The organism is Streptomyces sp. NPDC032822 (assembly GCF_055578825.1).
On the sequence record NZ_JBVIOL010000021.1, the window covers coordinates 15,807 to 42,680 of the forward strand.

Here is a 26,874-nt window from a genome sequence, read left to right on the forward strand (position 1 = left end):
CCGGCTGGCGGCCCCCCGTCCGGCTGTCGGACTTCCTCCGGAGGCTGCCGTCGCGTACCCGCATCGTCGGGCGCGGCAGTGGCCCGCCTGTCGCTCCGATCCCCTCGACCCACACGGAGAAAGCCACCCATGCTGAACATCGCGGAGACGCTGAACCGTTGGTGCCGCGAAGCTCGTTTCTTCGTCCTGGCCACCGTCGTCGACGTTCGGGGCAGCGCACCCCTGCCCACGGGTACGTCGGTCGCGGTGGACGCGGAGGGCAACGCGGTCGGCATCATCTCCGGTGGCTGCGTCGAGGGCGCCGTGTACGAGCTGTGCCGACAGGTGCTGCGCGTCGGGGGCGCCGCGCAGCGGTCCTGGTTCGAGTACTCCGACGATGACGCCTTTGCTGTCGGGCTGACCTGCGGCGGCGAGCTCGACGTGTTCGTCCAGCGCGTCGACTGGTCCGACGGACCCCACCTCGCGGCAGCTCTGGGCGAGGTTGTGGACGGTCGGCCCGCGGCCGTGGCCCAGGTCGTCGACGGCCCGGACGACGTCCTCGGCTCCACCATGAGCGTCCTCGCCGGCGGCAGCATGACCTACGGCACCCTGGGCGACGGATCGGCGGACCGGCTGGTGGCGGAGGAGGGCCGGGCCCTGCTGCGGGGGGGCCGCAGCGCCCGCGTCATGGCCGGTGGCAGTGGGGGGCGGATGCCCCGAACCGCTGACCGTCCACGCGTCGCACCCGCGCATGCTGGTCTTCGGCGCGGTCGACTTCGCCATCGCGCTCAGCCGGCGCGGTCGACGCGCGGCCGAGAACGCCTGAACTATCACCCGTCAAGACCGCACCCAGAGTGCCGATCAAAACGGACGCTCGGGCACGCGGGTGAGATGACGGCCGACCACCGGCGCCCCCACCGCGTCCACCGGGCCGGGTCCTGGACATGGCGAGGAACCGTCCCGGCCGCCTCGGTGGCCGACCCGAAAGCGCAAAGGAGCAGCCCCGTGCGCGCTGCAGTGCTGCACGCCCCCGGCGACGTACGCATGGAAGAGATCACCGCCCCGACCGATGCCATCATCCGGCTCTCAGCTGCCTCCGTCTGCGGCTCGAACCTCTGGCCCTACCGCGGCGGCGAGGCCATCGACGGCCCCACCCCAGGGGACGCAGTACGTCGGTGTCGTCGAGGGGGTCGGCGATGAATCCGCACGGCGTCAGCCGCCGCAAACTGCTGGGACTGATCACCGCTGGCTCCGCTGCCGCAGCGGGGCTCCTGGCCGTGGACTGGCAGAACGCGTCCGGCCCCGGCTGGCCGGGCATCTCCCCGGTCAACGCCGGGGGGACACCACCAAGGCGGGGCGACAAGACCCTGGTCGTCTTCTATTCCAAGACCGGCAGGAACTTCCCCGACCTCAACCTCGAAGTCGGCAACACCGCCCAGGTCGCCGGATTCATCCACGACCGGGTCGGCGGGGACAGATACGAGGTTGTCCCGGCCGATCCGTACCCGGCCGACTACGACGAGACCGACAGGATGGCGCAACGGGAGGCGAGTGAGCGCCTCTACCGTCCCATCAAGCCCGGTACACCCGACACCGACCAATACGGCACAGTCTTCCTGGGCTTCCCGATCTGGTGGGGCGAACAGCCGATGGCGATGCAGACCTTCATGCGGGATCACGATCTGAACGGTGCCAGGATCGTGCCCTTCGTCACCCACGAAGGCTCGCAGTTCGGCAACTCACTTGAAATCCTCGGGCGCTACTACCCCCAGGCAGACGTCCTGGACGGCTACGCCCGGCAGGGCCAACAGGTCTACCGCGATCCTGACGGCACCCGGACCCAGGTCAACTCCTGGCTGGAAGGACTGGGGTTCTGATGGCCAGGACGCTACTGCTGTGGGGCCTTGTCGCGGTGTTCCCGCTGCCCCTCGTGTTCACGCTGAACGCCCAGCTCACGGACGTGACGAGCATGCGGCTCTACATATCCCTGGGGCTGGTCGCGTACTGCTGGTGGCTGCTGGCGATCCTGCTCAGTGTGCGCCCGTCCTGGCTGGACCGGGCCGTAGGGCTGCGGCACATCTACGCGCTGCACGCTGTGCTCGGCATCCTCGCCCTCATCCCGGCATATCTGCACCGTGAAAACACCTTCGCCCCGAGCACCTGGGCCAGGGACCTCGGTGACTGGGCGTTCTGGGCGGCGTTCGCGGTGCTGTGCTATTCGCTCCTGTTCATGAGCGGATGGCTGACCGACAGGTCGCCTCTCCTGCTGAAGGTGAAGAGCCGGCTCGAACTCGTCTTCCGGCACCAGCTCTCGGTCTGGATACATCGGCTCAACCTGGCCGCCGTCCTCCTGATCTGGCTGCACGTTCACCTGATCGACCGGGTGGCCCAGCACTTCGCGTTCATGGTCCTCTTCGACCTTCACACGGTGGCGGTGCTCGGTATCTACGTCTGGAAGAAGTGGATCGCACCAGACAGCTACCTCACGGGAAGAGTGCAGGACAACGTCGCACTGAACCGGGCGACCCGCAGGCTGGCGGTCACACTCGACCGTACGTCGACGACGTCACGGCCCGGCGACTTCTACTTCCTCCGGTTCGAGGACCCGGGCATCGGCCGGGAATGGCATCCCTTCTCCGCGACCGACGACCGTCACGACACCCTGACGTTCACGATCCGGCAGACCGGCGACTACACCCGCAAGGCCGGCGGCGTCGCGCCCGGAACACCAGTACGCCTGGAAGGGCCGTTCGGACAGTTCGACCAGACTGTCCGGCAACACCCTGTCGGTGCACCGCTCGTGCTCGTGGGTATGGGCGCAGGTGTCGCACCGCTGCTAGGTCTGATCTCAGCCCATGGAGGGGATCGGCGCATCCACCTGCTCTGGTCGGTTCGCCGTCCCGAGGACGCCTACTACGACACCCTTCTGAAGGAGTACGAAAACCTCAGCGGCGGTCGCCTCACCGTAACTGTCCGGACCGGCCGGTTCACCCGAGACGATCTGGCCCGTGCCCTGTCCGAGGAGGAGGTCGCGCGTGGGGCATTCTTCGTCGTCGGGCCCAACCCAGCCGTGCTGGCCACTCAGCGCACGCTGCGCCGCATCGGGGTATCAAGAGGCCGCACCCACCACGAGCGACTCACGATGTAGTTCCGGCTCATGCCAACTCGGCGGGTGACATGGAATGTTCGCTGACGTGGCGCGCAGGATCAAGATCTTGGCCGTGGTCACGCACTCAACGATCGGCGGCGCAGCCACCGCCGCCGTGCCGGTTCATGCTGTCGGCGGTGAATGCCGCCGCGGGGATGCTCTGCTAGGGGAGGCGCGAGACCAGGCGTGCGAGTCCACCGAACCCGCCCGCGTAATGCGGCCGAGACCGGCGGTGTCGCCATCTGCAAGAAGGACACCGGCGGCGACCTATCTCGCCTGCGCCCGTTCGCCCCGTTCGACTCCTCGGGTAAAAAGACGCGGCAAGACCAACGCCAGCGGGCAGCCGGTCGTGGTTTCCGGCACGTCGGTGGCGAGGCCGATGCACGCGACGTCGGCAAGCATTATTGGAGGGCGTACCGCAAGCGCGATCTGTCTGACCACGTCGCCCAGAGAGCGGGCGTCCCTCAGATCCGCGCGGAAGACGGCGGCCTCAGCTCCGGTGTCGGACGGCCGGGTGCCAGGGAACGGTGTCGCTGAAGCCTACGGGCCGTCAGGCCGAGGATCCGCTGTCGATGACCAGGTCGGTGCCTACTACCGCGCCGGCCGCAGGCGAGGCGAGGTAGAGCACAGCGGCCGCCACTTCTTCGGCCTCCGCGACCCGGCCGAGCGGGTTGTCTGTCTTAACCCGCTCGGCACGGTCGGCCTCGGTCTCGCCGGGCAACAGCGACATGGGAGCGGCGGAGGCGCCAGGGCTGACCGCGTTGATGCGGATGCCCTGGTGGATGTGGTCGAGAGCGGCGGCGCGGGTCAGTGCGGAGACCGCTGCCTTGGAGGTGATGTACGCGGCGCCGTTCGGGATCCGCAGGTGGGCGCCCAGGATCGAGGAGATGTTGATGATGGCGCCGCCGCCGTTCTCCTTCATGTGGGCGATCTCGTGCTTCATGGCCAGCCAGACGCCGGTGACATTCGTCCGCAGCACCGCCTCCCAGTCCTCCTCGCTCACCTCGCCGACGGGTACGGTGCCGCGGAGTATCCCGGCGTTGTTGACCGCGATGTCCAGTCCACCGAAGCGGGTGACGCTCTCACGTACGAGGTTCTGGAGCTGGCCGGAGTCGGTGACATCGGCGGTGACGGCGGCGGCCGTGCCGTGAGCGGCCTCGATGAGGCCGACCGTCTCCTCCAGGGACGTCGCGGTGCGTCCCGCGGCGACTACGGATGCGCCCTCGGCGGCGAAGGCGATCGCGATCGCGCGGCCGAGGCCGGAGCCTGCGCCGGTGACGAGGACGGTCTTACCGGTGAAGCGGTTCATTTCGGTGACTCCCTTGAGTGATGGACTACTTGGTGCGGTGTTTCAGGAGAGGGGCCGTGACGGCGAGGGCTGCCAGGGGGCGAGGCGTCGCTGGGGAGCGTGGGCAGGACGGCGAAGAGGACGGTGGGGAAATTTTGTAGCGGTGTCACCACGCCACCCGCGAGCCCGGCCTGCTTTGAGTGCACGCCCTCGGTCTGTGCCGTGGGTTCTGGTGCTCAGTGGACTGGGTGGCTTCCCGGCTGCTGATTTTCAGGGAAGCTGGGGGTAGAGCGTCGAGACGCCGCCCGACAGTGCGGCCTGTGCCTGGTGGGCGGCGTCGTCCGCGAGGATCTCGTAGGCGCCGGCGGCGATGCCGTCGATGGCGATGCGGGCGATGTCGGCGGGGTCGGACTTGGGCGCGTCGACGGCCCGGGCCATGTCGGTGTCCATGTAGCCGACGTGCAGGCCGGCGACGCGGATGCCCTGGTCGGCGAGTTGGAGGCGCAGGGTGTTGGTGAGTGACCATTGCGCGGACTTGGCGGCGCAGTAGGCGCCGGCCTCCGGGAAGCTGAACCAGGACAGGCCCGAGAGGATGTTCAGGATCGCGCCACCGCCGCCCGCCACGATCTGGGGTGCGAAGGCCCGGACCACCGAGAGGGTGCCGAAGTAGTGGGTGTCCATCTCCAGATGGATGTCGTTCAGGCCGGTGGCCAGTAGATCGGCCCCGGTGGAGGACCCTGCGTTGTTGATCAGGACGGTCACGTCGCCGGTGGCCTGGGCGGCGGCCGCGACGGAGGCGGGGTCGGTGATGTCGATCGCGATCGGCTTGGCGCCGGGCAGGTCGACTTGGTCGGGGTTGCGGGCGCCGGCGTAGACCGTGGCGCCGCGGCTGAGCAACTCGGTGGCGAGGGCCCGGCCCAGGCCCCGGTTGGCTCCGGTGACGAGGGCGGTGCTGGTGGAGAGGTCCATGAAAAGCTCCTCGCGATGTGGGAAGAGCGCTGTGGCGGCGCATCGGCTGCGCCCGCTGATGGGCTCCCTCAAGCAATTAAAGTACGACCGTAAGTTCATAGGTCCGGTGACCGCAAGACAAAGAGGCGGCCCGCGCCCTCGTCGTGTCGGGCTTCGAGGTGATCGGAACCGCTCGTAACGCCGCGCGAGTCACCGCGCTTGCGTGTCGCGCAATGTCGGCTGCCGTTTGTGTTCAGAGCACCAGTGCGGAGGCGAGTGCGGGGCCGATCGCGCCGCCGAGGAGGTAGAGGAGGGTGAACAGCCCGATCGCTGTCGGCTTGTCCTGTTCGGGCACGGAGGCGGCGGCCGCGATGACCTGGGTGGCGTTGGCCGAGGTCGCGGCGAACAGCGCCAGAAAGGTCCCGGTCAGAAGGAAGACCGGCGCACTCGCGAGGACCGCGGCGAGTAGGGCAACGGTCCCGGCTGCGACGAGGACCATCCGTATGTTCGCGCGGGAGAACCGGGCGGCGATGGAGGTGAATCCGAGGGTGGTGAGTGAGGCCAGGACCATCGCGATGAGCTGCCCGGTGGCGGCGGCGTCTTTGGTCCAGTAGGCGCCGACCTCCGGGAAGCTGAACCAGGACATGCCCGAGAGGATGTTCAGGATCGCGCCACCGCCGCCCGCCACGATCTGGGGTGCGAAGGCCCGGACCACCGAGAGGGATCCCGCGACCGCTTCCACCTGGGCCGGTCGATGGGCAGGGGCCCTGTATCCGTTTCCGAGGGGCCGCTTCCGCCGTGGGGGCTCATCCGGCAGGCCGGTGGTGGTGCCGGCCAGTCGGGGGCGCTTTCGGTCAGCCGAGGTTCTTGGTGAAGAACTCGTCGAACCTGTCGAAGGGGATGAGGTCTTTGCGGTCGTACAGGTCGACGTGGTCCGCGCCTGGGACGATTACGAGGTCGATGCTGTCGGGTGCCTTGGCCTGGATGTCCTCGGAGTAGTAACGGGAGTGCGCGTCGGCGCCTGCCACCAGCAGAGCCTTGCGGGGTGCCAGCATGTCGATGTTCGTCGCCAGCTGGAAAGCGAAGAATGACATCGGCGTGGTGCCGGTGAATGCGGTGGTGGAGTTGATCGAGCGCGGGTGGTAGCCGCGCTCGGTGCGGTAGTAGTCGAAGAAGATCGCCGTGATCGGGTCGGCGTCTGCCGGGAGGGTCTCGGGAAGGACGCGGTTTGTGGGGGCGACGTTGCCGTTGTCGTCGAAGGGGACCTCGTGTGAGAGTCGCGCAAAGGTGCCGTTCTCGGCGTCGATCCAGCGCTGCCGGCTGAGGTGGTCCACGACCTTCTGGCGCTGCTCACGTGTGTAGTAGTCCTTGTGGCCGCGGGACATGCTGCGCGACATGTCATACATCGAGGCCGTGGCGACCGCCTTGATACGGCTGTCTGCAGCCGCCGCCGTGAGCGCCATAGCACTCAAGCCGCAGACGGCCTGCGCGCCGATCCGCTTGCGGTCGACGATCTTCTGCAGGCCGAGGAAGTCAACGGCGGCGCTGTAGTCCTCGGTGTAGATGTCTGGCGAGGCCACGTCGCGCACCGTGCCGCCGCTCTCCCCGGAGAAGGAGGGGTCGAAGGCAAGAGCCACGTAGCCGCGGCGGGCGAACTCGTTGGCGTAGAGCCCCGAGGACTGCTCCTTGACCGCGCCGATCGGGCCGCTGACCACCAGCGCGGGCAGCTTGCCCCTTGCGTTCCTCGGCACGTAGAGGTCCCCGGCGACCTCGATGCCGTAGCGGTTCTTGAACCGCACCGAGGACCGCTTGACGTTCTTGTCCAGCGCGAAGGTGTAGCCGCCCTTGCCCGTGGCCTTGACCTGTCCTGTAACGCCCGCGGCGCGGCTCGTCTCCGCCCCGAAGGAGGGCACAGCTGCGACGGAGGTGGCGGCGGTGGCGGCACCGGTAGCGGCGATCAGTCCGAGCGCTTTGCGACGTTCCATGGAGGCGACCTCATACTCGATCGGTGGAGGAAAGGGCGCGACGGTCGGTGATGTCGTGTCCGAGGCGCGATTTCAGGAAACCGCTTCTGCGCCAGGCGTGGCAGGTCGCATCTATAGGGGGTACAAGCTCGACCCCCCACGCCGTGGAGTGTGTGTCGTAGCGTGGAAGGCGCAGCACACCGACGCCTCGGCCAGGCCGCCGCCATGTCCGAGGGCGGCCCAATTGGTGCAGGGGCCTCGGGCGGACGGCGTCCTTACTGGAGGAGTACCGAACCGGGCGCGGACGAGCGCTGAGCGACAACGAACCGCGACCGCTTCCACGAGGCCCCAGTGGCGACGATGCATCGCCGCAAAATCTTGCTACGGCCTGGCCTGCGCTATCTGTCACGGTGGCCGGGACGATATCCGCCGGCGTACCGCGAGGTCTGGGAGGACCAGTTCGCCGCCCTCGGCCTGGTCCTCAACACCGGCCGTATGGAACAACTCCCGCTACCTGGGTACCGCCGTCGCCCAGCTCCGCTCGGAGGGTCAAACCACATCAGGGCCGGGGACGTCGTCCTCCCTGCTCGACGATCGGCACGGCCGAAGTGATCAAGGAGGGCTGGTTCCGCTCCGGGACCTTGCCCGCAAAGACGAAGACGGCTTCTACTGCATCGTCGACCGCCCCAAAGACATGATCATCAGCGGCGGGTTCAACGTCTATCCGCGTGAGGTCGAGGAGGTGCTCATGGAGCACCCCGCGGTCTCGCTTGTCGCCGTCATCGGCGTACCGCACGACTCCCGCGGCGAGGAGATCAAGTCCGTCGTGGTGAAGAAGGCAGGGAGTCGAATGACCGAGGACGAGCTCGTCGTCCGGGCCGCTGCGCGGCTGGCCGCCTACAGGTACCCGCGGATCGTCCAGTTCGTCGACGCACTGCCCATGGCGTCCACCGGCCAGATCCTGAAGCGTGAACTCGCCGGACGGCGAAGCCAGTTGTGTCCGCAATGTGCTCCCTTCGGGTCCTCCTTGCGGGTGGCCCGGAAGGAGGTGTGCACCGAGACCCATGGACTCTAGGGCGGCGGCCGCGCGCGGGAACTAGCCTGCCCCCGGGGCCGATCGGCGTGCCCTCTCCAGGGCCGTTGCGCCTGGCGGAACAGGAAGACAGCGCATTTTCAGGAACATCAGGAGGCTCGCGGCGTGCCGTAGGCAGTAGTTGGTCAGTGCCAGGCACTCGGTGAAAGCCCCACACACACGAGTGGATCACCCCGTGGCGGTCCTTCGACGGATCTGGTTGATCAGGCGCTCCGCCGTCGCGCACGCAGTTGCCGGGGGGATTCGCCGTACCACCGTCGGCAGGCGCGCGTGTAGCTGCTGGTCTCCGAGTAGCCGAGCATGGTCGCGATCCGGGAGATCTGCATGCCGGTGGCGGAGAGATCCCATGCCATGTCGCGCCGTACGTCGTCGAGGATCTCCTCGAAGGACGTGCCCGACTCGGCGAGCCTGCGCTGGAGTACCCGCGGGTGCAGGGACATGGCCCTCGCGGCCGCGACCAGGTCGGCGTGGTTGACGACCAGAAGCCGCTGGGTCACGCCGCGCACGTGATCGGCGACTGCAAGGTCGGGCCGCATGCCGGCGAGGTAGTTCTCGGCCAGGGCCAGTGCTGCCGCGTCCCGGCCGCGGATCGACTGGGTCAACGCGTAAGGGGGCAGGTGAATGGAGTTCACCTCCCGCTCGAACTCGACGGGAGATCCGAACATCTCGCGATAGCTCGCCATGGGCGCTATACGGCGGTGCTGCAGTGTGACCCGGAGCGGAACGAAGCTCTCCCCGAGCATCAGCCGGAACGCGTCCATCGCGATACCGAGGCCCTTCTCGATCATCTGGTCGCGATGAGCGAGTCGTCGCAGGTTCGTCGAGAACGTGAAAATCGCCGCGTCCGGTTCGCGGATCAACTCGGTGGAGTCGGGAGGTGCGAGGTGATGCAGGCAGCGAGAGACCCCGTCGACGGCCGCCTCCACAGTTTCCGCGTTGCGAATGATGACCGCGACGGGACCCAGCAGCTGGATGCCCTGCCTACGGGCCAGGCGCATCCCGAAATCGGGGCAGCCGAGTTCCTGGGCCGCGTCCCCGATCACGGCGGCAACCGAGGAGTACGGAAGGAACGTGTCGTAGTCACCGGCGGCCATGGGGTCGACGCCATGCGCGCGCATCAGGGCGTCGGGGTCGCCGCCGAGACTGGACACCAGATCGGCGACGTTGAGGAGCGCGAGACCACGGATCAGGTCGGCCACAGTCGCCAAGTGTCAACTAATAGTCGCATCAAGACAAGTTCTGGAGCCTTGCTCGGTGCCAGCATCCTCATCGACGTCACCTCGTCAGCGTGACAATCTCCGGCTTCGAGGAAGCAGACAGAGCCATGCACAACCACGTTCATGCAGGACAAACCCTTGTCGCCATCGATAGCTGCGACGGCGGCGCGAGGAGCGGTTCATGTCGATGAAGGCAGTCGTCATGGTCAACAGCGGCCTTGAGGTCGTCGAGGCGCCGCTCCCGCAGCCCGGCCCCGGCGAGGCCCTCGTCAAGGTCCTGGCGGCGGGAATCTGCGGCAGTGACCTGCACTGCGTCACCCACGGCGCCCAGCTGCTGGACAACGCCAGGGAGGCGGCGGGAGTCGAGCTGTTCAAGCTGGACGAACCGGTCGTCCTCGGCCACGAGTTCTGCGCCGAGATCGTCGAGTACGGCCCCGGCTGCCGCGAGACACTCACCCCTGGCAGCCGCGTCGTCTCGGTACCGTTTCTGCTGCGGCCGGAACCCGTCACCCTCGGCTTCGGAGGTCCAGGTACCCCTGGTGCGTATGCCGAGTACATGCTCCTGTCGGAAGACCTCCTCGTTCCGGTGCCCGACCACGTCCCCGACGACATCGCCACCCTCGCCGAACCCCTCGCGGTCGCCCTGCACGCGGTCAACCGTGGCGGTCTGGGACCCGACGACGTACCGCTCGTGATCGGCTGCGGCCCCATCGGGCTCGCGGTGATCGCGGTCCTGAAGATGCGGGGCATCGGCCCGATCGTGGCGTCGGACTTCTCGCCGTCGCGCAGGGCGATGGCCACCGCCCTCGGCGCCGACGTCGTGGTCGACCCGTGTGAGACGTCGCCCTACGAGTCCTGGCAGGAGGTCGCCGCCTCCTCCGACCCGGCACGGTGGGGCCGCCAGACCTCGATGTTCCCCGGCGGGGGGCTGCGTCCGTCCGTCGTCTTCGAGTGCGTCGGAGTCCCCGGCGTCATCCAGCAGATCCTGGCCGGAGCCGCGGCCTGCTCCAAGGTCGTCGTCGCGGGCCTGTGCATGGTGCAGGACTCCTTCCACCCGAGCTTCGCGATCATGAAGGAGATCGACCTGTCCTTCTGCCTCTCCTACACACCCGAGGAGTTCGGCCAGGCCCTGGGACACATCGCCTCCGGGGAGCTGCAGGTCGAGGCGTTCATCACCAGCCGCGTCGCACTCGACGACGTGCCCGAAGCCTTCGTGAGGCTGGCCGACCCCGAGAAGGACGCCAAGATCATCGTCCTTCCGTGGCCTGATCCGAGTCGAGCCGCCCTCCCGCCGACTGACTGCGGCACCTGAGAAGAAAGCAGGCACCCGTCATGACCGCCGAACTGACCGCGCACAAGGTCCCCGTTCTTTCCCTTCCCCAGACCGAGTTGCTCACGGTCAACGTGAACGAGGTCCCCGTCCTGAAGGACTCCCTGGGCCCCGGGATCGACTTCCAGCCGCTGTTCCTCGACCCAGAGCTCGGAGTGTGGGTGATCGTCGGCACCTTCGCCCCCGGTGTGGAGCTGCCCATCCACCTCCACACCGGCCCGGTGCACGGTTACACCCTGAAGGGCGAGTGGATCTACAAGGAGTACCCGGACCAGCCGCAGACCGCCGGGTCCTACCTCTACGAGCCGGCCTCCTCGGTCCACACGTTCAAGGTGCCGGAGACGACCACCGAGCCCACGGTCGTGCTGTTCATCGTGTACGGCGCCAACGTCGGCTTCACCGACGCGGGCCAGTTCCACTCGGTCCTCGACGCCGTCACCGTCCGGAAGCTGACCGAGGACTGCGCACGGGCGCAGGGTCTCGGCGCCATCACTTACCTGACCGGTGGCACGGCGAAGTTCAGCGACGCGTAACCAGGCACGGCGGTGCGGGCAGCGAGTCACAGTGGCAACCGACGTCCGCGCACCACCTCCCTTCGGGGGCGGCGCGACGGGACCGAGTTGTTCCCGAAGGAACGTTTTCGCACGCAGGAGCGACATGGAGGCCGCCAATGCCCCTCTCCGAATGGGAAGAGCGCACCGTCCGGGTCGACGGACAGCGCATCCATCTGCGGATCGCCGGTACAGCAGGCCCGATGGTCCTGATGGTCCACGGCTTCCCCCAGTGCTGGTACTCGTGGCGGCACCAGATGGACGCGCTGTCTGGTGCCGACTATCGCGCCGTGGCGATGGACCTGCGGGGATACGGCCGAGATCGTCCAAGCCCGCCGAGGTGGCCGCATACCGGATCACCGAGTCGGTCGCGGACTGCGTCGGCGTGGTCGAGGCACTGGGCGAGTCGAGTGCCGTGATCGTCGGCCACGACTACGGGGCACCGGTGGCGTGGGTATCGGCATGGACCCGGCCCGACATCTTCAGCGGGGTCGTGGCGCTGAGCCAGCCGTTCGGCGGACAAGGCCTGGCAGGGCTGCCGGGCAACCCGTTCGAGAGCGGCGCCCGAGTGAGGTCGCCCGCGAGCTGGCGGGCCCCGACATGCTGTTCTACCAGGAGTACTTCTCTCTTCCGGGGGCGTTGCGGAGCAGGAGATCGAAGCGGACGTGCGGTCGTGGCTCATCAGCGGCCTCTACCCCCTCTCCGCCGACCGCCCCCTGCCGCCAGAGCTCGTCGGCGTCGACCCCACGGCGCTCCCGCCGGACATCCTGCGGGAATTCGTGCGGAGTGCCATGTGCGCACCGCGGACGGAAGGCTTCGGCGCACGGCTGGAACTGCCGAAGAAGCTGCCCGACTGGCTCGACCAGGATGACGTGGACTTCCCCGTGGCCGAGCTTGAGCACACGGGGCTCACTGGGCCGCTGAACCATTACCGGACCACTGATCTGAACTGGGAAGCCCTTGGAGAGTACAAGGACAGGCCGGTGACTGTGCCCGCGCTCTTCATCGGGGGCGACCGGGACGTGACGACGATCTGGAGCCAGGAAGCGATCGCCCGGATCGGGGAGAAGGTCAAAGACCTGCGGGGAGCGGTGATCCTGGCCGACTGCGGGCACTGGATCCAGCAGGTGCAGCCCGAGGCGGTCAACACGGAACTCCTCGGCTTCCTCGCCGGTCTCTGATCGGGAAGGGCATTGGCCGAGCGGGCGGCGCCGGTCACTGTCGCCGCCCGCTCGGGCGCCCCTCACGCCCTGGTCAGAAGAGGGACGCTTGCCGCCGGCGAGGCTGCATGGAGACCACGTCCATGTCCGGATGCAGGGATGCCGGACATCGCGATCGGAGATCGTCCAGGCCGGTCACTCTGCTATTGTATTATCATCGTAATTTAAAAAATTCAGGGAGCTAGCCATGACAACAGATAGACCGCTTGCGCTCGTGACCGGCGCGTCCTCGGGTATCGGCAAGGCGACAGCGCACGCGCTCGCCGAGGCAGGATTCGACGTGGTCGGGACGAGTCGCAAGGCGACGGGGAAAGATTCACGCGGCGGTGTGACGTTCCTCAGTCTCGACGTCACCCGCGATGACTCAGTCGAGAGCGTCGTTCAGCAGGTGATCGAGAAGTTCGGGCGCATCGACGTCCTGGTCAACAACGCCGGGATCGGTGCCAACGGAGCTGCCGAGGAAATCTCCGCAGCCCAGGCCCAGAGCATCTTCGAGGTGAACGTCTTCGGCCTGATGCGCATGACCAAGGCCGTCCTGCCGCACATGCGCCGCCAGGGGAGGGGACGCATCATCAACATCTCGTCGGTGATCGGATTTGTGCCCAACCCGTTCATGGCCGTCTACGTCGCGACGAAGCATGCGGTGGAAGGCTACTCCGAGTCCGTGGACCACGAGGTCCGTGAGCAGGGCATTCGAGTCCTGCGCGTCCAGCCAGGTCCCATCAACACCCCGTTCGACGTCAACATGGTGCAGGCCGACACCCCCCTGCCGGTATACACGCGGCAACGGGCAATATTCGACGAGTTGATGGAGGGGCAGATGAGAAGTGGCGACGATCCCGCCGTCGTGGCAAAGGTGGTCGTCGCGGCAGCGACCGACCCGAAGCCGAAGCTGAGCTACCCCGCCGGCTCGATCGCCGCACGCGTGAGCGTGCTGCGGCGCATCGTCCCGGCCCGTGCCTTCGACAAGAGCATCCGCAAACTCAACCGCATGACCAGCTGACGGCACAGAGCCGGGTACATGTGCGGATCGTGTCTCTCGGCATACCGGATTCACTGGATTGAGCATGAGCCTGAACTCTGGCCGTTGCTGCTGAAGTCCGGTCGGCTGCGCCCGCGGTTACCAAGTCGTGTACTGCGCTTTCGAATTCGCGTCGGGAGCAGTACGGTCCCGGGTGGTGGGCAGGAATACGTCGAGGCGCTACTCCGCGCGGCATCGCCGTGGCACGTGCGTAGGAGGCCCATCATCGTCGGAGTGTCCCGCATGTTCTTACGGGGCCAGCAAAAGCTTTCCTCGCCAGCCTCCCTGCTCGAACGCCTTGTGGGCCGCTGCGGCGTTCGACAGCGGGTAGGTGCGGCAGAGCGGCACCGACAGTGTGCCGTCGGCCAGTTGCTCGGCTATCACGGCCAGTTGGTCTCCGTCCTCCTCGACGTAACACTTGCGGGGCGTGATCTCGCGCTGCGGGCCGGGCTGTTCGTTATCCGTGATCGAGAGGAATTCGCCGCCGCCGCGCACGGTAGAGATCGTCTGCGAGAGCCCCGCGGTGTCGATGACGGCGTTGAACGCCTGCTGAGGAACGTCCGTCCGGGACGGATACACCGTGCGGACGCCGAGTGAGGTGAGATCGTCCTCGTCCGTGGCTCGGGCCAGGCCCGAGACCTCGTGCCCGGCCTGGACGAGCCACTGGGCGGTGACCCGTCCCACAGCGCCCGCCGCCCCCGTGACGAGCACCTTCGCCCGCTCAGGCAGGTGCAGGTTGCTCAGGAGCTTGGCCGAGGTCAGGACGGTCAGGGGAGCCGCCGCCGCTGTCTCCAGACTGAGCCCGGCGGGTACCGGGGCGAAGAGCTCTTGCGGTGCGCTGACGAATTCCGCGTAGGTTCCGTGGAGCCGGGTCATCTGCTTGACCATGCCCATCACCCGGTCGCCCGCCCGGAACCGGGAAACCTCTGAGCCGACGGCGTCGACGGTTCCCGCGACATCCCAGCCGAGCACGGCGGGGAAGGTGAGATCGAGTCCGGGGATGCCTCGTCGAGTCCAGATGTCGACCGGGTTGACCGCGGCGAAGGCCGTCTTCACCCGGATGTCGTGCGGCCCGGTCTGCGGGAACTCCACGTCCGCGTAGGTGAGTTCGTCCGCTGGTCCGGTGCGGACGATGACTGCTGCTTTCATGCTGAGTTCCTTTCGGGGATCACCGTGAGTTCAGGGCGCTGATTTCGGGCTGCGCAGCGAGCAGAGCACCAGTGCGGAGGCCGACGCGGGGCCGATCGCGGCGCCGAGGGGACAGAGGGGGGTGAACACTGCTCGGACACAGAGGCTGTGGCCCCGATGACCTGGGTGGCGTTGGAGGAGCCGTGGTGGGCGGTACAGAGGGACGCCGTCTCGAATCGGCCGATGCTGGGCTTGCCCATCTGCAGCACGATCTCCCGCACGCGCTTCCCGGTCTGCTGTCGGCGTCGACCGCTCCAGTGTCATCCGTGCCGCGGGAAAGTTCGACCGGGTGACCGACAGCGGCGGCCGCCGCCGTGCGGCATTCTGCTGCGCAGCGGCGGCCTCATGTGTAGTGGTCAGGGTCAGGACTTGGTGACGACCACTTCATAGGTGGGTGAGGCGGGCGGGTCCTGCGGTGTGGGGCGGGTGTCGAAGTGGGCGTTCACTGCGGCGAGCAGGTGGCCGAAGCGTGCCGCCGTGGCCGGGACGCCGTAGGCCGGGCTGGTGATCTCCTTCTCGAGGGTGCCGCTGCGCAGGTCGCTACTGAGCCTGAAGCGGGAGATCTTGTTGTCGAAGCCCTGCACCACCCACAGGTCTCGGCCGTGGAGCACGAGGCCGTCGGCGTTGGGTGCCTTGATGCCCTTGATGAGCTTGGAGGCCCCGGTGTCCGGGTTGATGGTGTAGATCCGCTGGTTCGCGAAGTGACCGACGACCAGCGTCTTGCCGTCGGACGTGGCCTCGATCCCGTTGAGGTTGTACTCGCCGCTGAGCTCGGCGGCCGGGCCGGTGACGTCGAGGGTGCGGACCTGTCCCAGGGTGCCCTGCTTGCCGACGGGCACGAAGTGGAGTTTTGCCTGCGCGGAGTCGGTGAACCAGGCGCCGCCCGCGGTGAGGACCACGTCGTTGATGAGGCTGGTGGTGCCGGGGGCGGCGAGTTGGAGGGTGGCGACCTCCGCGCCGGTGGAGGTGCTGTACACGTACGCCTGGCCGCTCTTGTCACCGGCGACGAAGAGCAGGCCGTGGCGCGTGTCGGCCTTCATCCCCACTGCCGCCCGGCCGGCGGGGGCGTCGATGAAGCGTTCGGCGGTGCCGGTGCGGATGTCGCCGCGGTAGATGTCTCCGGCGTAGAGGTCGCCGGCGTAGAAGGTCGTGCCCTTGCCTGCCGCTATGCCCTCGGCGGAGGTGGCGCCGGGCAGCGTGATGACCTTGTTCTGTACGGCCACGTGGTGGACGGTGGGGGTGGCGGCGACAGCGGTGGTCGCCGTGTGGGAACCGGCGACGAGCAGTCCCGCCGCGAGAAACGTGACGGGTACGCCCTTCAGGACACGGGCGGACGAACGCTTCCAGAGGATTGTGCGCATGGCGTCTTCCTGTTGTGTGAGTTCGGGTGAGTCCTGGCCCCACCTGTCAGGTGGGGCCAGGATGCGCCCCTGCGGGGTGGCATCGGGTGTGTGTGTCGGCGCCGTGGCGGACGGGCCCGTGACGCGCAATGTCGGCTGCGGTGCGCGTCAGAGCACCAGTGCGGAGGCGAGCGCGGGGCCGATCGCGCCGCCGAGGAGGTAGAGGAGGGTGAACAGCCCGATCGCTGTCGGCTTGTCCTGTTCGGGCACGGAGGCGGTGGCCGCGATGACCTGGGTGGCGTTGGCCGAGGTCGCGGCGAACAGCGCCAGGAAGATCCCGGCCAGAAGGAGAAGTGGCGCATTCGCGAGGACCGCGGCGAGTAGGGCAACGGTCCCGGCTGCGACGAGGACGATCCGTATGTTCGTGCGGGAGAACCGGGCGGCGATGGAGGTGAGTCCGAGGGTGGTGAGTGAGGCCAGGACCATCGCGATGAGCTGTCCGGTGGCGGCGGCGTCTTTGGTCCAGTGGGCGCGGGTGATGAGCAGTTGCGGGATGACGAACAGCAGGGTGAAGTACCCCGCGGAGAGAGCGAGTGTCAGGCAGGTGGCGGTCTGGAACCGCGTGGACCGGATTGTCGTCATCGGCACATAGCCGTCGGGGCGGCGGCGCGTATGGATGATGAGCCAGATGATCGAGATGGCCGTTGCTGCCAGGGCCGGCAGTGGGTTCGAGGCGATCATCACGACGCTTCCGGAGAGCATCGCGACCAGCAGCGCGCCCCACGTGTCGAAACGGTCTGTTCCGGCTGCGCCTGGTGCGGCGCGGCGGCTGACGACGGGTACGGCGATCAGCGTGATCGCCAGCATGGAGAGCGCGACACGCCAGGACAGTACGTCGGTGAGCTGGGTGCCGACCAGCGGACTGACCGCACCGAACAGCCCCATCCCGGCGCTGATGGCGCCGATCCTGCGGGCGCTGCCGGCCAGGGCGATGGCGAGCACGTTCAGCCCTGCTCCGCCGGCGGCCTGGGTGGCCCGTCCGGCCACGGCCAGGGGCAGCCAGGGCGAGACCAGGACGATGAGCGTGCCGGCGGCGACGAGCGCGGCGCTCGTGAAGAGCACCGTGTGCCTGCCGCGATGCCTCATGAGCGCGGCTTGCAGTGGTGTCGCCACCGCCAGGACGAGCGCGAACACGGTGGCGAGCCAGGAAGCGGTCGCGGTGGTCGTGTCCAGCGCGGTGCCGATGTCGTCGAGGATGAGCACCGTCGCGTTGTTCGCGGCGGCCACCGGCGACGCCATGAGCACGAGCCACAACACTGGCACCAGTGGCCGGGAGAGCTCCCGCGCGGGGCTCTGGCTGGACGTGTGTGAATGTGCGGGTGAGTTGTCCGTCATGGTCTCCGCGCCTTCGGGGTGCGGCGGGGGCTTGTCCGGTCGCCGACCGCCGGCGCCCCGCCCTTGAAAGGGCGGCAGGGCCAGGACCGCATTCTCGGTGCTGACCCTGCGCATCGGGTGTTACCAGGGCAGGATCTGCTCGTCCTGGTAGAAGGCGCCGGTGCCCGCCTCGGCGGGGAGGTTGACGACGTGCTTGATGCTGGCCGCGCCGTCCGCGAGGGGGCGGCCGCCCTCGCCACCGAGATCGCTTGCCGTCCAGCCCGGGCTCGCGGCGTGAACGGTGATCCCGTCCTCGGTGAGCTCCGCGGCCAGCGAACGGGTCAGCGCGTTCAGAGCCGCCTTGGACGCGCCGTAGGCAGGAGTGGCCGCCCCCATGCGCGCCAGCGACGCCGCCTCGCTGGACACGTTGACGATGCGGGCACCCTGCGCCTTGCGCAGCAGCGGCAGCATGGCCTGGGTGACACGCCACGTGCTGAACAGGTTGATCTCCAGCGCCGCCTGCACCACACCGAGATCGGCCGTGGACGCCTGCTGGGCGTAGTCGAAGATGCCGCCGACGTTGTTGACCAGCACGTCGAGACGACCGTGCTCGGCCTCAACCTTCTGCGCCGCGGCCTTGATGCTCGCCGGGTCCGAGGCGTCGAGCTGGACCGGGTGGGTGTCGCCGCCGATCTCTGCGGCTGCCTGCGCTGCGGCGTCGCCGTTGCGGGCGCTGAGCAGCACGGTGTCGCCGTCCGCGGCGAACTGGGCGGCGAGCTCGCGGCCGATGCCGCGGTTCGCGCCGGTGATGAGGATGACGCGTGACATACCTGTGTCTCTTTCCTACGGGGGGCGATGGGTGGGGGCCGGCCGGTACGGCCGCTGATGCGGCGCTCACTACGAACGCGCCCTCGATCACCACCTTGACCCTGCGTAGTCCACACTGTCAAACAATCAGACCTTCTAATCTGCTAGAGTTCAACATTATGGAATCCGAAACTTCCTCCGGCCGTGTGCTCCAGTCCGTGCAGCGGGCCTTCGACCTGCTGGAACGCATCGCGACGCACCCCGAAGGTGCACGATTGAGCGAACTCGCCGACGGCGCCGGCCTGAACCGCAGCACCGCCCACAATCTGCTCGCGTCCCTCGAAGGGCTCGGCTACATCACGCAGAACAAGAAGGGCGCCGCCTACCGGCTGACCGGCAAGCTCAACCGCCTGCTGCGCCTGGACGCCGAGGCGGAACATGCGCTGCGCGCCCGCATCCGGCCCGTGCTCAAGAACGTGAGCCAGGCATCCGGCGAGTCCACCTTTCTCGCATTCGCCACCGGCACCGACTACCTGTGCGTGGACGCCGTCCAATCGGACAAGCCCTTGCACCTCGCCGTCAGGCCCGGCGAGCGAAAGCCGCTGATCGGCGAGGCACTCGGCCACGCCCTGCTCGCAGCCGACGCCGACCTCGCCCACCTGGTCCGCGCCGAAGACCCGGACCGGTGGGAACGCCACGCACAGGAAATCGCCGACGCCAAGCACCACGGCTTCGCCCTCGACCTGGACAGCCAGCAGGCAGGCATCTCGTGTGTCGCCGTCGCGGTCACCCCACGCGCCGCGATCGCCGTCGCCGGGCCTACCAGCCGCCTCCCGGAATCACGCCTCATCACAATCGGCCAGAAGATCCGCGAGGCACTGGACAAAGTGCGACCGGCCAACCAGGAATGGTTGTGACCCTGAACCACTCGAAAGTGGAAAGCCAGCGCATGCGAGAGCGCGCCGACCTTACGACTTTCGGCTGTGGTGGCGTCAGCGAAGAACGGACGACGAAGGCGCCCTTGTAGGTGATGCGTGGCATGACACGTTCGGTCTCCTCAGGGCCGGTCAGTCCCAGGGCGGCTGCTGTGGGGGCACAGGCCGTTCGGACCTCGGCGAAGAAGTCCTTTGTTGATACCACGGGGCTTCCTGCCCCCGTTGTCTTCGGTGGTGAGCGCTGCGACCGGGAAGGTTCACCGGGTTGTTGGGCGTCAGCGCGGATTCTGGAGGAAGGCGATGAGAGCGGCTGTGAGCTCGGCGGGCGCGTCTTCTTGGACGAGATGGCCTGCATCGGCGATGGGTTCAAGTCGCGCTCCCGGGATGCGGGCGGCGAGCTCCCGTCCTTTCGCCACGGGAATCCATGTGTCGTCCTGGCCCCAGCAGACCAGCGTCGGGATGGCGATCTCGCCGTACCGGTCTTGCACCTCGTCGGTGTAGAGCTGGTCGGCCTGGGCGATCTGCCGGTAGAACGCCGGTTGGCCGAGGTCGCCGAGCCAGGGCCGGACGAGCTGGTCGAGGACTGCCGGGTGCAGGCCAGGACTGCTGGCCGAAGTGATGTACTCGCGGACCAGGGCGTGGTGCAGGGCGGGAGGCAGCTGCTCGAAGACCGCGGAATGCTCGCCGACGAGCCGGAAGAACGGGGATCCCCACGGCGCCAGCGCGACCGGGTCGACCAGAGCGAGTGCGCGGTAGCGGGCGCCGTGCAGCAGATGCGCCCGCAAGGAGACGGCACCGCCGAAGTCGTGCGCGACCACCAGGGGTTCCTCCAGGCCCCAATGTGTCAGAAGCTCGGTGAAGACCCTGCCCTGGGCAGCCAGGGAGACATCCTGGTCGGCTGACATCTCCGATGCCCCGTATCCGGGCATGTCCCACACGAACACCTGGTGACGGCGTGCGAGTGAGCGGGCGACAGCGCGCCAGACATACGAGGAGAAGGGTGTGCCGTGCAGGAGCACGACCGGATCCTGGGCGGGTTGTCCGAGGCTGTCCCAGCGGACGTTGCCTGATGTGCTGTGGAATGTCTGGGACAGGTGCCATTCACTCACGGGTGCTGCTCTTCTCGGTTGTGTTTGCGGTCCGAGCGGTGATTGAACCGGGGTTCGGTCCGGACGGCGTGGTCACAGGCCGGTAGCGCGATGCCCGGACGGCGAAGTCACCTTGTGTCCCGCGGCGTTGTCGTTCTGTGGGTCTGTCGGGGTTGATCATGTGTGCTGGCCAGTGCCGGTCAGTGCCGGTCAGTGCCGTGCGGGTGGCGAGCGCAAGGATGAGGCTGAGGGGGTGGCGGCGGTCCTTGGTCCGGTGCGGATCGGGAATCGTGGCAAAGCAGTCCGGCGGAATTGGATGCTCCCCGGTGCGGGGATCCCGGACAGCAGCGGGCCGACCCAGGCACGATAAGCGGGCTGGCATGGTCTTCCCTTGCGGTGATCAGGGACTCGACACCTCGTGATCACGGGGGAGTCGTGCCTGCATCGGTTGTGTCCCCGTCGATGAACGCCGCACCCACATACGTCACCTGAGCTCGTATCAAGCCGGACGGGACCTGTGAACGGTACTGCTCTGGCCCCAGACTGAGCGTCCGAGGTCGGCCATGCGGAACGTGGTCGCGCGGGGATTTTCACGATGAGGAGCGGGGGTGGTTCTGGTCGCGCCAGGCCCGAGGTGATGTCCCGTACGCCTGTTTGAACATCTTGCTGAAGTGGGTGGCGTCCACGAAGCCCCACTTTCGTCCTGTCGCTGCGATGGTCCGCAGTCGGCCGTTCGGGCCGGCCAGCTCCCGCCTGCATTGGGCCAGGCGACGTGTACGGATCCAGTCGCCGAGGCTGATGCCCGAGCGGGACAGCACCGCGTAGAGATGCCGTACGGAGATGTCGTGTGCGGCGGCGATCCGTGCCGCCGACAGATCGGGATCAGCCAGGTGCACCCGGATGTAGTGAGTGATCCGCAGACTGAGTGTCGCCTCCAAGGGTGCTCTGGCCAGGCCGGCGTTGCCGTGCTGAGACGTCAGGACGGCGCGGAGGAGTTCGATGCTGGGTTCCACGACGGCGTCGGCGTGCGCCCCTTGGTGCAGTTCGTCACTGACGGCCAGTTGGGAAAAGTAGGTGAAGGCGAGGCGCGCGATGGGGTTGTCGGGCCCCAGGGGGACCGCGGTGAGGTCACGTAACAACCGGTCGGGGAGCGCGAGTGCCGGGCGGGGGAAACGGATGAAGCGGTAGTCGACTCCCTCGTCGAAGAGATGGGTATAGGGGGCGATCGATTCGTAGACGGCGAATTCCCCCGGCCCCAGCAGGCACTCGCGACCGTTCTGCACCACCACGCTGCTGCCCGTCATCTGAACACCGAGGGTGACGGCCGGCTCTTCGTCCTCCCGGGCGAGCCGCTCCGTGCGACGGAGGGTGACCGAGGTCGCCCGCGCCGAACAGATCCTGATGGGCCCCGCGGCGCCGAGCCCGATGCGAACGCGGATATCCTCGGCCGCAGGACGGTGGTCGATATCGACTGCCACCATGGATTGCCACACCGCGTTGCGGACCACTTCCTCCCGGTCTCGCGGCCGTATGAACGCGGTGTCCAGGACCGGACTCATACGGCAGACCTTCGTCTGCGTAGGTCGCAAAGCCAGCCTCGCAGTACCTCGGCCCGTTCCCCCACAAGTCCCCCTCGACACGGACGGTCCCCGACATCAGTCTGGTCGGATCCGATCTCGCTGCGCAACGGCTTCGGCAGACACACACAGGACCCTCGCCTGATGCGGCGTCACCTTGAGGCGGTGCACTACTGACAAAGTTCCCTGCACGGATGACAAAGTCCGATGCCCACGATGACCCTAAAGTCGATGAACGAGGCCAGAGAAAGGGGAGTCATATGCGCGCCATTTCGCGCAGGCAGCAGATTCTGCCCGGCCCTCATGTCCCGGCCTCATTCCGCATCAGCCGTCACGGCGGACGGAGGGTCACGCCCTCCTGCAGAATCGGCCATCGCCCGCTCGCGGCCGTCCCGCCGAAGTGACCCGGCGGGCAACGTTTCAGCAGGTCAACGTCTGAGACGTCCCAGGGTGATGCCGCTTGGGGGGCAACTGTGGCCGGACACCGCGCCGTAGCCGCAGGCTCGTTGCGGAGCCGGATGGTGCGGCCGGTTTCGTTCATCGCACGTCAACGGAGGGGAACAGCATGCGAGCTCTTACGAAGGCACTCGTCAGTGCCACCGCCGCGGTGGGGATCGCCGCCGGCGGCCTGGCCACCGCGGGCACGGCCACGGCGGCTCCCGCCTCAGCACAGCAGCAGGCGGTGAGCGCCGAGGTCGCGCCGCTCGCGGTGGTGAACCTGGGGCTGAACACCACCCGGGCCAAGCACTGGCAGTGCTACCTGCGCAACCTGGATTACAAGCCCGGCACGATCGACGGAAAGCTGGGCAAGAACAGCTGGAAGGCGGCGCAAAGACTGTTCAAGGCCCTCGACTACTACGACGATTCCATCGACGGAATCGTCGGACCCAACACGATCATGGGGCTGCAGCGCTTCCTGAACTACATCGGCAAGTACAACGGCGGTAACTACAACCTTGCCGTCGACGGGATGGCCGGACCGGCGACCAAGGACGCCTTCTGGGACTTCAACGGCCTGAACTTCTGCGACTGAGCGAACGCCCCGGCCCGGCCCCTCCCCCCAGCGAGGGGCCGGGCCGGGGCATCTCTTCAGGTGTCTCATAGCCGCTCAGGCGTGCGGATGGCCAGCAGGGCCATGTCTCAGCGCAGTGTGCGGGCCTTGGTGTTGCAGGAAGAGGCGGCTCTCCGCCCGCTCGGGCCTCTCGGCCTTCAGTACTTCTGGCGCAGAGCACTTGTTCCGTTCCTGTCGTATTCCTGTGGCCACGGTCGCGGCGATGGCTTGCTGAACTGCCGTGTGAAAGACGTGAATTGGGGCCCTGGGGCCTTGGGGCATAGGTTGACGGCATGGTGGAGGGGGCGAACTCCGCGGCGCAGCCCATGCCGCGGGAGCAGCAGAAGAGGCGGCGGCATGCCGCCCAGCAGCAGAAGAAGGACAAGGGCGGGCTGGCTCGTTCGTCCTTGCTGATGGCTGTTGGTACGGTGGTGTCTCGGGCGACGGGACTCATCCGCCAAGTGCTGCAGGCCGCAGCGCTGGGCACGGGCTTGCTGGCCAGTACCTACAACACGGCGAACACGGTGCCAACAAGCCTGTACACGCTGCTGATCGGCGGCGCGCTCAACGCCGTGCTGGTGCCGCAACTGGTGCGGGCCAGGACGACGCAGCCTGATGGTGGACGTGCCTACGAGCAGCGCTTGGTCACGCTTGTGGTGTGCGTGCTGGCCGTGGGGACGGCGCTGGCGGTATGGGCGGCGCCGCAGATCGTCGGCCTGTACATGCGAGACACCCCGGACAGCCATGAGGCGTTCGAGCTGACGGTGACGTTCGCGCGGTTCCTGCTGCCGCAGATCTTCTTCTACGGGCTGTTCAGCATCTACGGGCAGGTGTTGAACGCCCGCGAGAAGTTCGGCGCGATGATGTGGACCCCGGTGCTGAACAACGTCGTGCTGGTCGGCATGTTCGCGGCCTACCTGGGGCTGATGGCGGTGCCCGACCGGGTGGAGGACATCACCGCCGACCAGGTGTGGTTGCTGGGGATCGGGACGACGGCAGGCATCGCCGTACAGGCCATGGCGCTGATCCCCTTCGCGCGGGCGGCCGGTTTCCGTTTCCGCCCGCGCTTCGACTGGCGGGGCACCGGCTTGGGCAAGAGCGTCCACGCGGCAAAGTGGACGCTGCTGTTCGTCCTGGCCAACCAGGTCGCCCTGACGGTGGTCACGAACTACGCCAACGCCGCCGACCAGGAGCTGCCGCAGGCCGGCGCCGGCTACTCGGCCTACACCTACGCGCAGACCATCTGGATGCTGCCGCAGTCGATCGTGACCGTGTCCCTGGTGACGGCGTTGCTGCCGCGCATGAGCCGCGCCGTCGCTGAGGCACGCATCCCGGATCTGCGCGCGGACCTGTCCCGGGTGCTGCGGATCAGCGGTGTGGTCATCGTGCCGGCCGCCTTCCTCTTCCTTGCCTTGGGGCCGCAAGTCTCGTCGCTGCTGTTCGCCCACGGAGCGGCGGACGCCGACTCGGTCCGCCCGTTGGGCTACATGCTGCAGGCGTTCGGGCCCGGGCTCATCCCGTTCTCCGCCCAGTACCTACTGTTGCGCGGCTTCTACGCGTTCGAGGACACCCGCACTCCGTTCTTCATGGCAGCCTGGATCGCGGGCGTGAACATTGCCCTGGCCACCGCCTGTCATCTGCTACTGCCCGCCCGGTGGGCGGTAGTGGGCATGGCCGGCGCCTACACCCTCTCCTACGTGGCCGGCCTCGCGCTCACCGCGATCCTGCTGCGCAGGCGGCTCGGGGGCCGTATCGACGACGGCGGCCTGCGCCGTACCTACGTGAAACTGTTCTGCGCCGCGGGCCCGGCTGCTGGGCTGGGCTGGGTCGTAGCGCGTGCGTGCGCGGACCTGGGCAGTGGAACGTGGGCTACGGCCGTCGCCCTGGCCGCCGGGGCGCTCGCGACAGCCCTGGGGTACCTCCTTCTTGCCCGGCTGATGAAGGTCGACGAGTTGCGTCGCCTGCCCGGCATGCGTTGAGTCCAGGCAGGCGATGCAATGCGGCGTACCTCATGGGCGGTCCTTCCTGCGGCTGGCCATGCAGTCCGTCCAGCTGCACTTGACGAAGTTCGCCCAGACGGTGGCGTTGTCGATGTTGAGTACATCGACCTGTTCATCTGGTGACGATCACTTGGTTTCGTAGGTGAGAGGGGGCAACACCAATCGCTGGTTTTGGGCAGCACTCAACGATCGGATCGCTCGGCTATTTCGATGGGAGCCGACAACGCTGGCGCATGTCTGCCGTCGTTGGGTGACCTGTTCCGCCATCGTCTGCCGGTGATCTTCGCTGATACGGTCCGATCATGCCGCGCCTGGTGGAAGTCCCTGGGTACGTACGTTTCTTGACCGCCGCGGCTGTGTCTGCGTTCGGTTCACAGGTCACGGGGCTGGCCTTGCAGATCCTCACCGCCGTGGTGCTGGGCGCATCCGCCACGGAGGTCGGCATCGTCAATGCCGCCCGCTGGGTTCCGTATCTGCTCTTCGGGCTCATAGCCGGGGTCGTGGTGGACCGCTGGCGGCGCAAGCCGATGATGGTCGCCACGGACCTCGGAAGGGCAGTCCTGCTCGGTGCGATTCCGGTGCTGTATGCGCTGGATCGGCTCAGCATCCCCGCGCTGTGCATGTTCGTCTTCGCGTTCGGGGTGCTGTCTTTGCTGTTCGAGGCGGCCAACCAGTCGTATGTACCACAGCTGGTACCAAAAGAGCTGCTCAACGCGGGATACGCCCGTGTGCAACAGGCCGACGCGGTGGCTGGCTCGACCGGCCCTCTGATCGCCGGGGCACTGATCAAAATCATGGGAGCGCCGCTTGCCGTGCTGGTGGACGCCCTCTCCTATCTGATATCCGGCCTGCTCCTCGCCTCGGTGAAGGCGCCCGACCCCGTCCCCGATCGAGGCGCACGGCGCAGCCTGGGCAGCGAGCTGCGTGAGGGAGTGGCATGGGTCTACCGGCATCGCACGCTGGCGTCCATCGCCCTGACCTCGCACGCGATGCTCCTTTTCAACAGCATGGTGAGCACGGTCTTCGTGGTCTTCGCCCTGCATGGCCTCAGGATCGGGGAATTTGGTCTGGGGGTCACCTATGCCTGCGCGAGTGTCGGCGTGATACTCGGCGGTGCGCTCTCCGGGCGCGTGGCCAGAAGGCTGGACGTCGGCGCCACTCTGATCGCCTTCCGCCTGCTCGCTGCCGTCGGCTGGCTGCCTTTGGTCCTGGCCGAGCGTGGACCGTGGGCGCTTGCCTCCGTGTCGCTCGGCTTCTTCCTCGTGTCCCTGGCCATCGGCGTCGAAAGCCCGGTGGAGATGAGCTATCGCCAGGCGGTGACGCCCGATCGACTGCGCGGGCGGATGAACGCGACGATCCGCTCGATGAACTGGGGGATGGTAGCGGTGGGGGCGCCACTTGGCGGAGTACTCGCCGACCAGGTCAGCTATCGCTTCGCCCTGTGGATCGGACTGTCCGGAGCAGTCGTCCAGGCACTCGTGCTGACGTTTTCTCCCACCCGGAGGGCCCGTACTGCCGACGAACTCGATCCCTCGACAACTGATCTGACACGGCAGGGCGCAGAAGCCGCTGCCGGGGAGAGCAAGGACTGATCGGCTCGCGATGGCTTGGGTCTGGGCGGCCCTGGTGCTGGCGCGAGAGTAGGAACCGGTGCCGGTCTCGATGACATTGACGCCGAAGGCAATGCGGCTGACGATGGCCGCGCAGAGCCGCGGATCGCTGAAGGTCTTCGTCCACCGTGCGCCGTGAGGCCCT

The 26,874-nt window shown here is 67.6% G+C and carries 24 protein-coding genes and 1 pseudogene; 13 read left to right on the forward strand and 12 right to left on the reverse strand.

The annotated features are described in order from the left end of the window. The first annotated feature begins 129 nt into the window (after positions 1-129). From ACZ5VD_RS37210 to ACZ5VD_RS37220, 3 genes are read left to right on the forward strand one after another with little or no spacing between them, the layout of a single operon-like run. Positions 130-1,179: an XdhC family protein gene (locus tag ACZ5VD_RS37210; protein WP_468684930.1), complete on the forward strand. Its 1,050-nt coding sequence runs from the start codon at positions 130-132 to the stop codon at positions 1,177-1,179. Then, entirely contained in the window at positions 1,176-1,856 is a 681-nt protein-coding gene (locus ACZ5VD_RS37215; protein ID WP_468684931.1) for a flavodoxin, read from the forward strand. Before ACZ5VD_RS37210 ends, ACZ5VD_RS37215 begins: the two co-directional genes overlap by 4 nt. Next, entirely contained in the window at positions 1,856-3,127 is a 1,272-nt protein-coding gene (locus tag ACZ5VD_RS37220) for a ferric reductase (RefSeq protein ID WP_468684932.1), read from the forward strand. The genes ACZ5VD_RS37215 and ACZ5VD_RS37220 overlap by 1 nt, the downstream gene beginning before the upstream one ends. A 550-nt stretch (positions 3,128-3,677) precedes the next feature. Here ACZ5VD_RS37220 and ACZ5VD_RS37225 read toward each other — a convergent pair. The 4 genes from ACZ5VD_RS37225 to ACZ5VD_RS37240 all read right to left on the reverse strand — a co-directional run bounded on the left by ACZ5VD_RS37225 (position 3,678) and on the right by ACZ5VD_RS37240 (position 7,348). Continuing rightward, complete coding sequence (locus tag ACZ5VD_RS37225; RefSeq protein WP_468684934.1) at positions 3,678-4,436, reverse strand: SDR family NAD(P)-dependent oxidoreductase; 759 nt, start codon at positions 4,434-4,436, stop codon at positions 3,678-3,680. Positions 4,437-4,685: 249 nt separating this feature from the next. Beyond that, a complete protein-coding gene (locus tag ACZ5VD_RS37230; RefSeq protein WP_468554736.1) occupies positions 4,686-5,384 on the reverse strand; it encodes an SDR family oxidoreductase in 699 nt (232 codons plus the stop codon). A gap of 232 nt (positions 5,385-5,616) precedes the next feature. Further along, complete coding sequence (locus ACZ5VD_RS37235; protein WP_468554737.1) at positions 5,617-6,105, reverse strand: hypothetical protein; 489 nt, start codon at positions 6,103-6,105, stop codon at positions 5,617-5,619. Between the two features lie 112 nt (positions 6,106-6,217). Then, the gene (locus ACZ5VD_RS37240; protein WP_468554738.1) at positions 6,218-7,348 is read right to left on the reverse strand and encodes an alpha/beta hydrolase; all 1,131 of its coding nucleotides are present in this window, start codon (positions 7,346-7,348) and stop codon (positions 6,218-6,220) included. 673 nt (positions 7,349-8,021) lie between these two features. On the opposite strand from ACZ5VD_RS37240, the gene ACZ5VD_RS37245 reads away from it, so the two are divergent. Next, positions 8,022-8,402 carry an AMP-binding enzyme gene (locus ACZ5VD_RS37245; protein WP_468554739.1) on the forward strand — a complete coding sequence of 127 codons (381 nt, stop codon included), beginning with the start codon at positions 8,022-8,024 and terminating at the stop codon, positions 8,400-8,402. 221 nt (positions 8,403-8,623) lie between these two features. Here the strand turns inward: ACZ5VD_RS37245 and ACZ5VD_RS37250 are convergent, their stop codons facing one another. Beyond that, entirely contained in the window at positions 8,624-9,619 is a 996-nt protein-coding gene (locus ACZ5VD_RS37250) for an AraC family transcriptional regulator (RefSeq protein WP_468554740.1), read from the reverse strand. Between the two features lie 199 nt (positions 9,620-9,818). On the opposite strand from ACZ5VD_RS37250, the gene ACZ5VD_RS37255 reads away from it, so the two are divergent. From ACZ5VD_RS37255 to ACZ5VD_RS37275, 5 genes are all read left to right on the forward strand, one after another. Further along, positions 9,819-10,949 carry a zinc-binding dehydrogenase gene (locus ACZ5VD_RS37255; protein WP_468554741.1) on the forward strand — a complete coding sequence of 377 codons (1,131 nt, stop codon included), beginning with the start codon at positions 9,819-9,821 and terminating at the stop codon, positions 10,947-10,949. Positions 10,950-10,969: 20 nt separating this feature from the next. Beyond that, positions 10,970-11,500 carry a 2,4'-dihydroxyacetophenone dioxygenase family protein gene (locus ACZ5VD_RS37260; protein WP_468554742.1) on the forward strand — a complete coding sequence of 177 codons (531 nt, stop codon included), beginning with the start codon at positions 10,970-10,972 and terminating at the stop codon, positions 11,498-11,500. 275 nt (positions 11,501-11,775) lie between these two features. Continuing rightward, positions 11,776-11,937 carry a hypothetical protein gene (locus ACZ5VD_RS37265; RefSeq protein ID WP_468554761.1) on the forward strand — a complete coding sequence of 54 codons (162 nt, stop codon included), beginning with the start codon at positions 11,776-11,778 and terminating at the stop codon, positions 11,935-11,937. 246 nt (positions 11,938-12,183) lie between these two features. After that, on the forward strand, positions 12,184-12,699 hold the full coding sequence (locus ACZ5VD_RS37270; RefSeq protein ID WP_468684936.1) for an alpha/beta fold hydrolase: 516 nt from the start codon (positions 12,184-12,186) through the stop codon (positions 12,697-12,699). 226 nt (positions 12,700-12,925) lie between these two features. Next, positions 12,926-13,741, forward strand: a complete 816-nt coding sequence (locus tag ACZ5VD_RS37275) for an oxidoreductase (RefSeq protein ID WP_468554744.1) — start codon at positions 12,926-12,928, stop codon at positions 13,739-13,741. Between the two features lie 267 nt (positions 13,742-14,008). Here ACZ5VD_RS37275 and ACZ5VD_RS37280 read toward each other — a convergent pair whose 3' ends face one another. The 4 genes from ACZ5VD_RS37280 to ACZ5VD_RS37295 form a co-directional block, all read right to left on the reverse strand. Next, a complete protein-coding gene (locus tag ACZ5VD_RS37280; RefSeq protein WP_468684938.1) occupies positions 14,009-14,908 on the reverse strand; it encodes an NADP-dependent oxidoreductase in 900 nt (299 codons plus the stop codon). Between the two features lie 401 nt (positions 14,909-15,309). Continuing rightward, complete coding sequence (locus tag ACZ5VD_RS37285; RefSeq protein ID WP_468684940.1) at positions 15,310-16,308, reverse strand: SMP-30/gluconolactonase/LRE family protein; 999 nt, start codon at positions 16,306-16,308, stop codon at positions 15,310-15,312. Between the two features lie 147 nt (positions 16,309-16,455). After that, positions 16,456-17,586, reverse strand: a complete 1,131-nt coding sequence (locus ACZ5VD_RS37290; RefSeq protein WP_468554747.1) for an MFS transporter — start codon at positions 17,584-17,586, stop codon at positions 16,456-16,458. A 216-nt stretch (positions 17,587-17,802) separates the two neighbouring features. Further along, positions 17,803-18,489 carry an SDR family NAD(P)-dependent oxidoreductase gene (locus ACZ5VD_RS37295; RefSeq protein WP_468554748.1) on the reverse strand — a complete coding sequence of 229 codons (687 nt, stop codon included), beginning with the start codon at positions 18,487-18,489 and terminating at the stop codon, positions 17,803-17,805. A gap of 197 nt (positions 18,490-18,686) precedes the next feature. On the opposite strand from ACZ5VD_RS37295, the gene ACZ5VD_RS37300 reads away from it, so the two are divergent. Then, a complete protein-coding gene (locus ACZ5VD_RS37300) occupies positions 18,687-19,385 on the forward strand; it encodes an IclR family transcriptional regulator (protein ID WP_468554749.1) in 699 nt (232 codons plus the stop codon). Between the two features lie 293 nt (positions 19,386-19,678). Here ACZ5VD_RS37300 and ACZ5VD_RS37305 read toward each other — a convergent pair whose 3' ends face one another. Together ACZ5VD_RS37305 and ACZ5VD_RS37310 are read right to left on the reverse strand one after the other, a co-directional pair. Then, entirely contained in the window at positions 19,679-20,512 is an 834-nt protein-coding gene (locus ACZ5VD_RS37305) for an alpha/beta fold hydrolase (protein WP_468684942.1), read from the reverse strand. Between the two features lie 569 nt (positions 20,513-21,081). Further along, on the reverse strand, positions 21,082-22,050 hold the full coding sequence (locus ACZ5VD_RS37310) for an AraC-like ligand-binding domain-containing protein (protein ID WP_468684944.1): 969 nt from the start codon (positions 22,048-22,050) through the stop codon (positions 21,082-21,084). A gap of 583 nt (positions 22,051-22,633) precedes the next feature. On the opposite strand from ACZ5VD_RS37310, the gene ACZ5VD_RS37315 reads away from it, so the two are divergent. The 3 genes from ACZ5VD_RS37315 to ACZ5VD_RS37325 all read left to right on the forward strand — a co-directional run bounded on the left by ACZ5VD_RS37315 (position 22,634) and on the right by ACZ5VD_RS37325 (position 26,711). Next, the gene (locus ACZ5VD_RS37315; protein WP_468684946.1) at positions 22,634-23,101 is read left to right on the forward strand and encodes a peptidoglycan-binding domain-containing protein; all 468 of its coding nucleotides are present in this window, start codon (positions 22,634-22,636) and stop codon (positions 23,099-23,101) included. 311 nt (positions 23,102-23,412) lie between these two features. Continuing rightward, complete coding sequence (murJ, locus tag ACZ5VD_RS37320; RefSeq protein ID WP_468684948.1) at positions 23,413-25,098, forward strand: murein biosynthesis integral membrane protein MurJ; 1,686 nt, start codon at positions 23,413-23,415, stop codon at positions 25,096-25,098. Between the two features lie 323 nt (positions 25,099-25,421). After that, entirely contained in the window at positions 25,422-26,711 is a 1,290-nt protein-coding gene (locus ACZ5VD_RS37325) for an MFS transporter (RefSeq protein ID WP_468684949.1), read from the forward strand. 3 nt (positions 26,712-26,714) lie between these two features. On the opposite strand, the pseudogene ACZ5VD_RS37330 reads toward ACZ5VD_RS37325, so the two are convergent. After that, positions 26,715-26,855, reverse strand: a pseudogene (locus ACZ5VD_RS37330) (IS21-like element helper ATPase IstB); the annotation flags it as partial. Positions 26,856-26,874: the final 19 nt, after the last annotated feature.

Excerpts from the sequence above, each read along its gene's own strand:
- ACZ5VD_RS37210 (WP_468684930.1), top strand. The coding sequence starts at position 130 with ATGCTGAACATCGCGGAGACGCTGAACCGTTGGTGCCGCGAAGCTCGT.
- ACZ5VD_RS37215 (WP_468684931.1), top strand. The coding sequence starts at position 1,176 with ATGAATCCGCACGGCGTCAGCCGCCGCAAACTGCTGGGACTGATCACC.
- ACZ5VD_RS37220 (WP_468684932.1), top strand. The coding sequence starts at position 1,856 with ATGGCCAGGACGCTACTGCTGTGGGGCCTTGTCGCGGTGTTCCCGCTG.
- ACZ5VD_RS37225 (WP_468684934.1), bottom strand. The coding sequence starts at position 4,436 with ATGAACCGCTTCACCGGTAAGACCGTCCTCGTCACCGGCGCAGGCTCC.
- ACZ5VD_RS37230 (WP_468554736.1), bottom strand. The coding sequence starts at position 5,384 with ATGGACCTCTCCACCAGCACCGCCCTCGTCACCGGAGCCAACCGGGGC.
- ACZ5VD_RS37240 (WP_468554738.1), bottom strand. The coding sequence starts at position 7,348 with ATGGAACGTCGCAAAGCGCTCGGACTGATCGCCGCTACCGGTGCCGCC.
- ACZ5VD_RS37245 (WP_468554739.1), top strand. The coding sequence starts at position 8,022 with ATGATCATCAGCGGCGGGTTCAACGTCTATCCGCGTGAGGTCGAGGAG.
- ACZ5VD_RS37255 (WP_468554741.1), top strand. The coding sequence starts at position 9,819 with ATGTCGATGAAGGCAGTCGTCATGGTCAACAGCGGCCTTGAGGTCGTC.
- ACZ5VD_RS37260 (WP_468554742.1), top strand. The coding sequence starts at position 10,970 with ATGACCGCCGAACTGACCGCGCACAAGGTCCCCGTTCTTTCCCTTCCC.
- ACZ5VD_RS37265 (WP_468554761.1), top strand. The coding sequence starts at position 11,776 with ATGGACGCGCTGTCTGGTGCCGACTATCGCGCCGTGGCGATGGACCTG.
- ACZ5VD_RS37275 (WP_468554744.1), top strand. The coding sequence starts at position 12,926 with ATGACAACAGATAGACCGCTTGCGCTCGTGACCGGCGCGTCCTCGGGT.
- ACZ5VD_RS37280 (WP_468684938.1), bottom strand. The coding sequence starts at position 14,908 with ATGAAAGCAGCAGTCATCGTCCGCACCGGACCAGCGGACGAACTCACC.
- ACZ5VD_RS37285 (WP_468684940.1), bottom strand. The coding sequence starts at position 16,308 with ATGCGCACAATCCTCTGGAAGCGTTCGTCCGCCCGTGTCCTGAAGGGC.
- ACZ5VD_RS37290 (WP_468554747.1), bottom strand. The coding sequence starts at position 17,586 with ATGGCGTCGCCGGTGGCCGCCGCGAACAACGCGACGGTGCTCATCCTC.
- ACZ5VD_RS37295 (WP_468554748.1), bottom strand. The coding sequence starts at position 18,489 with ATGTCACGCGTCATCCTCATCACCGGCGCGAACCGCGGCATCGGCCGC.
- ACZ5VD_RS37310 (WP_468684944.1), bottom strand. The coding sequence starts at position 22,050 with ATGAGTCCGGTCCTGGACACCGCGTTCATACGGCCGCGAGACCGGGAG.
- ACZ5VD_RS37315 (WP_468684946.1), top strand. The coding sequence starts at position 22,634 with ATGCGAGCTCTTACGAAGGCACTCGTCAGTGCCACCGCCGCGGTGGGG.
- murJ (WP_468684948.1), top strand. The coding sequence starts at position 23,413 with ATGGTGGAGGGGGCGAACTCCGCGGCGCAGCCCATGCCGCGGGAGCAG.
- ACZ5VD_RS37325 (WP_468684949.1), top strand. The coding sequence starts at position 25,422 with ATGCCGCGCCTGGTGGAAGTCCCTGGGTACGTACGTTTCTTGACCGCC.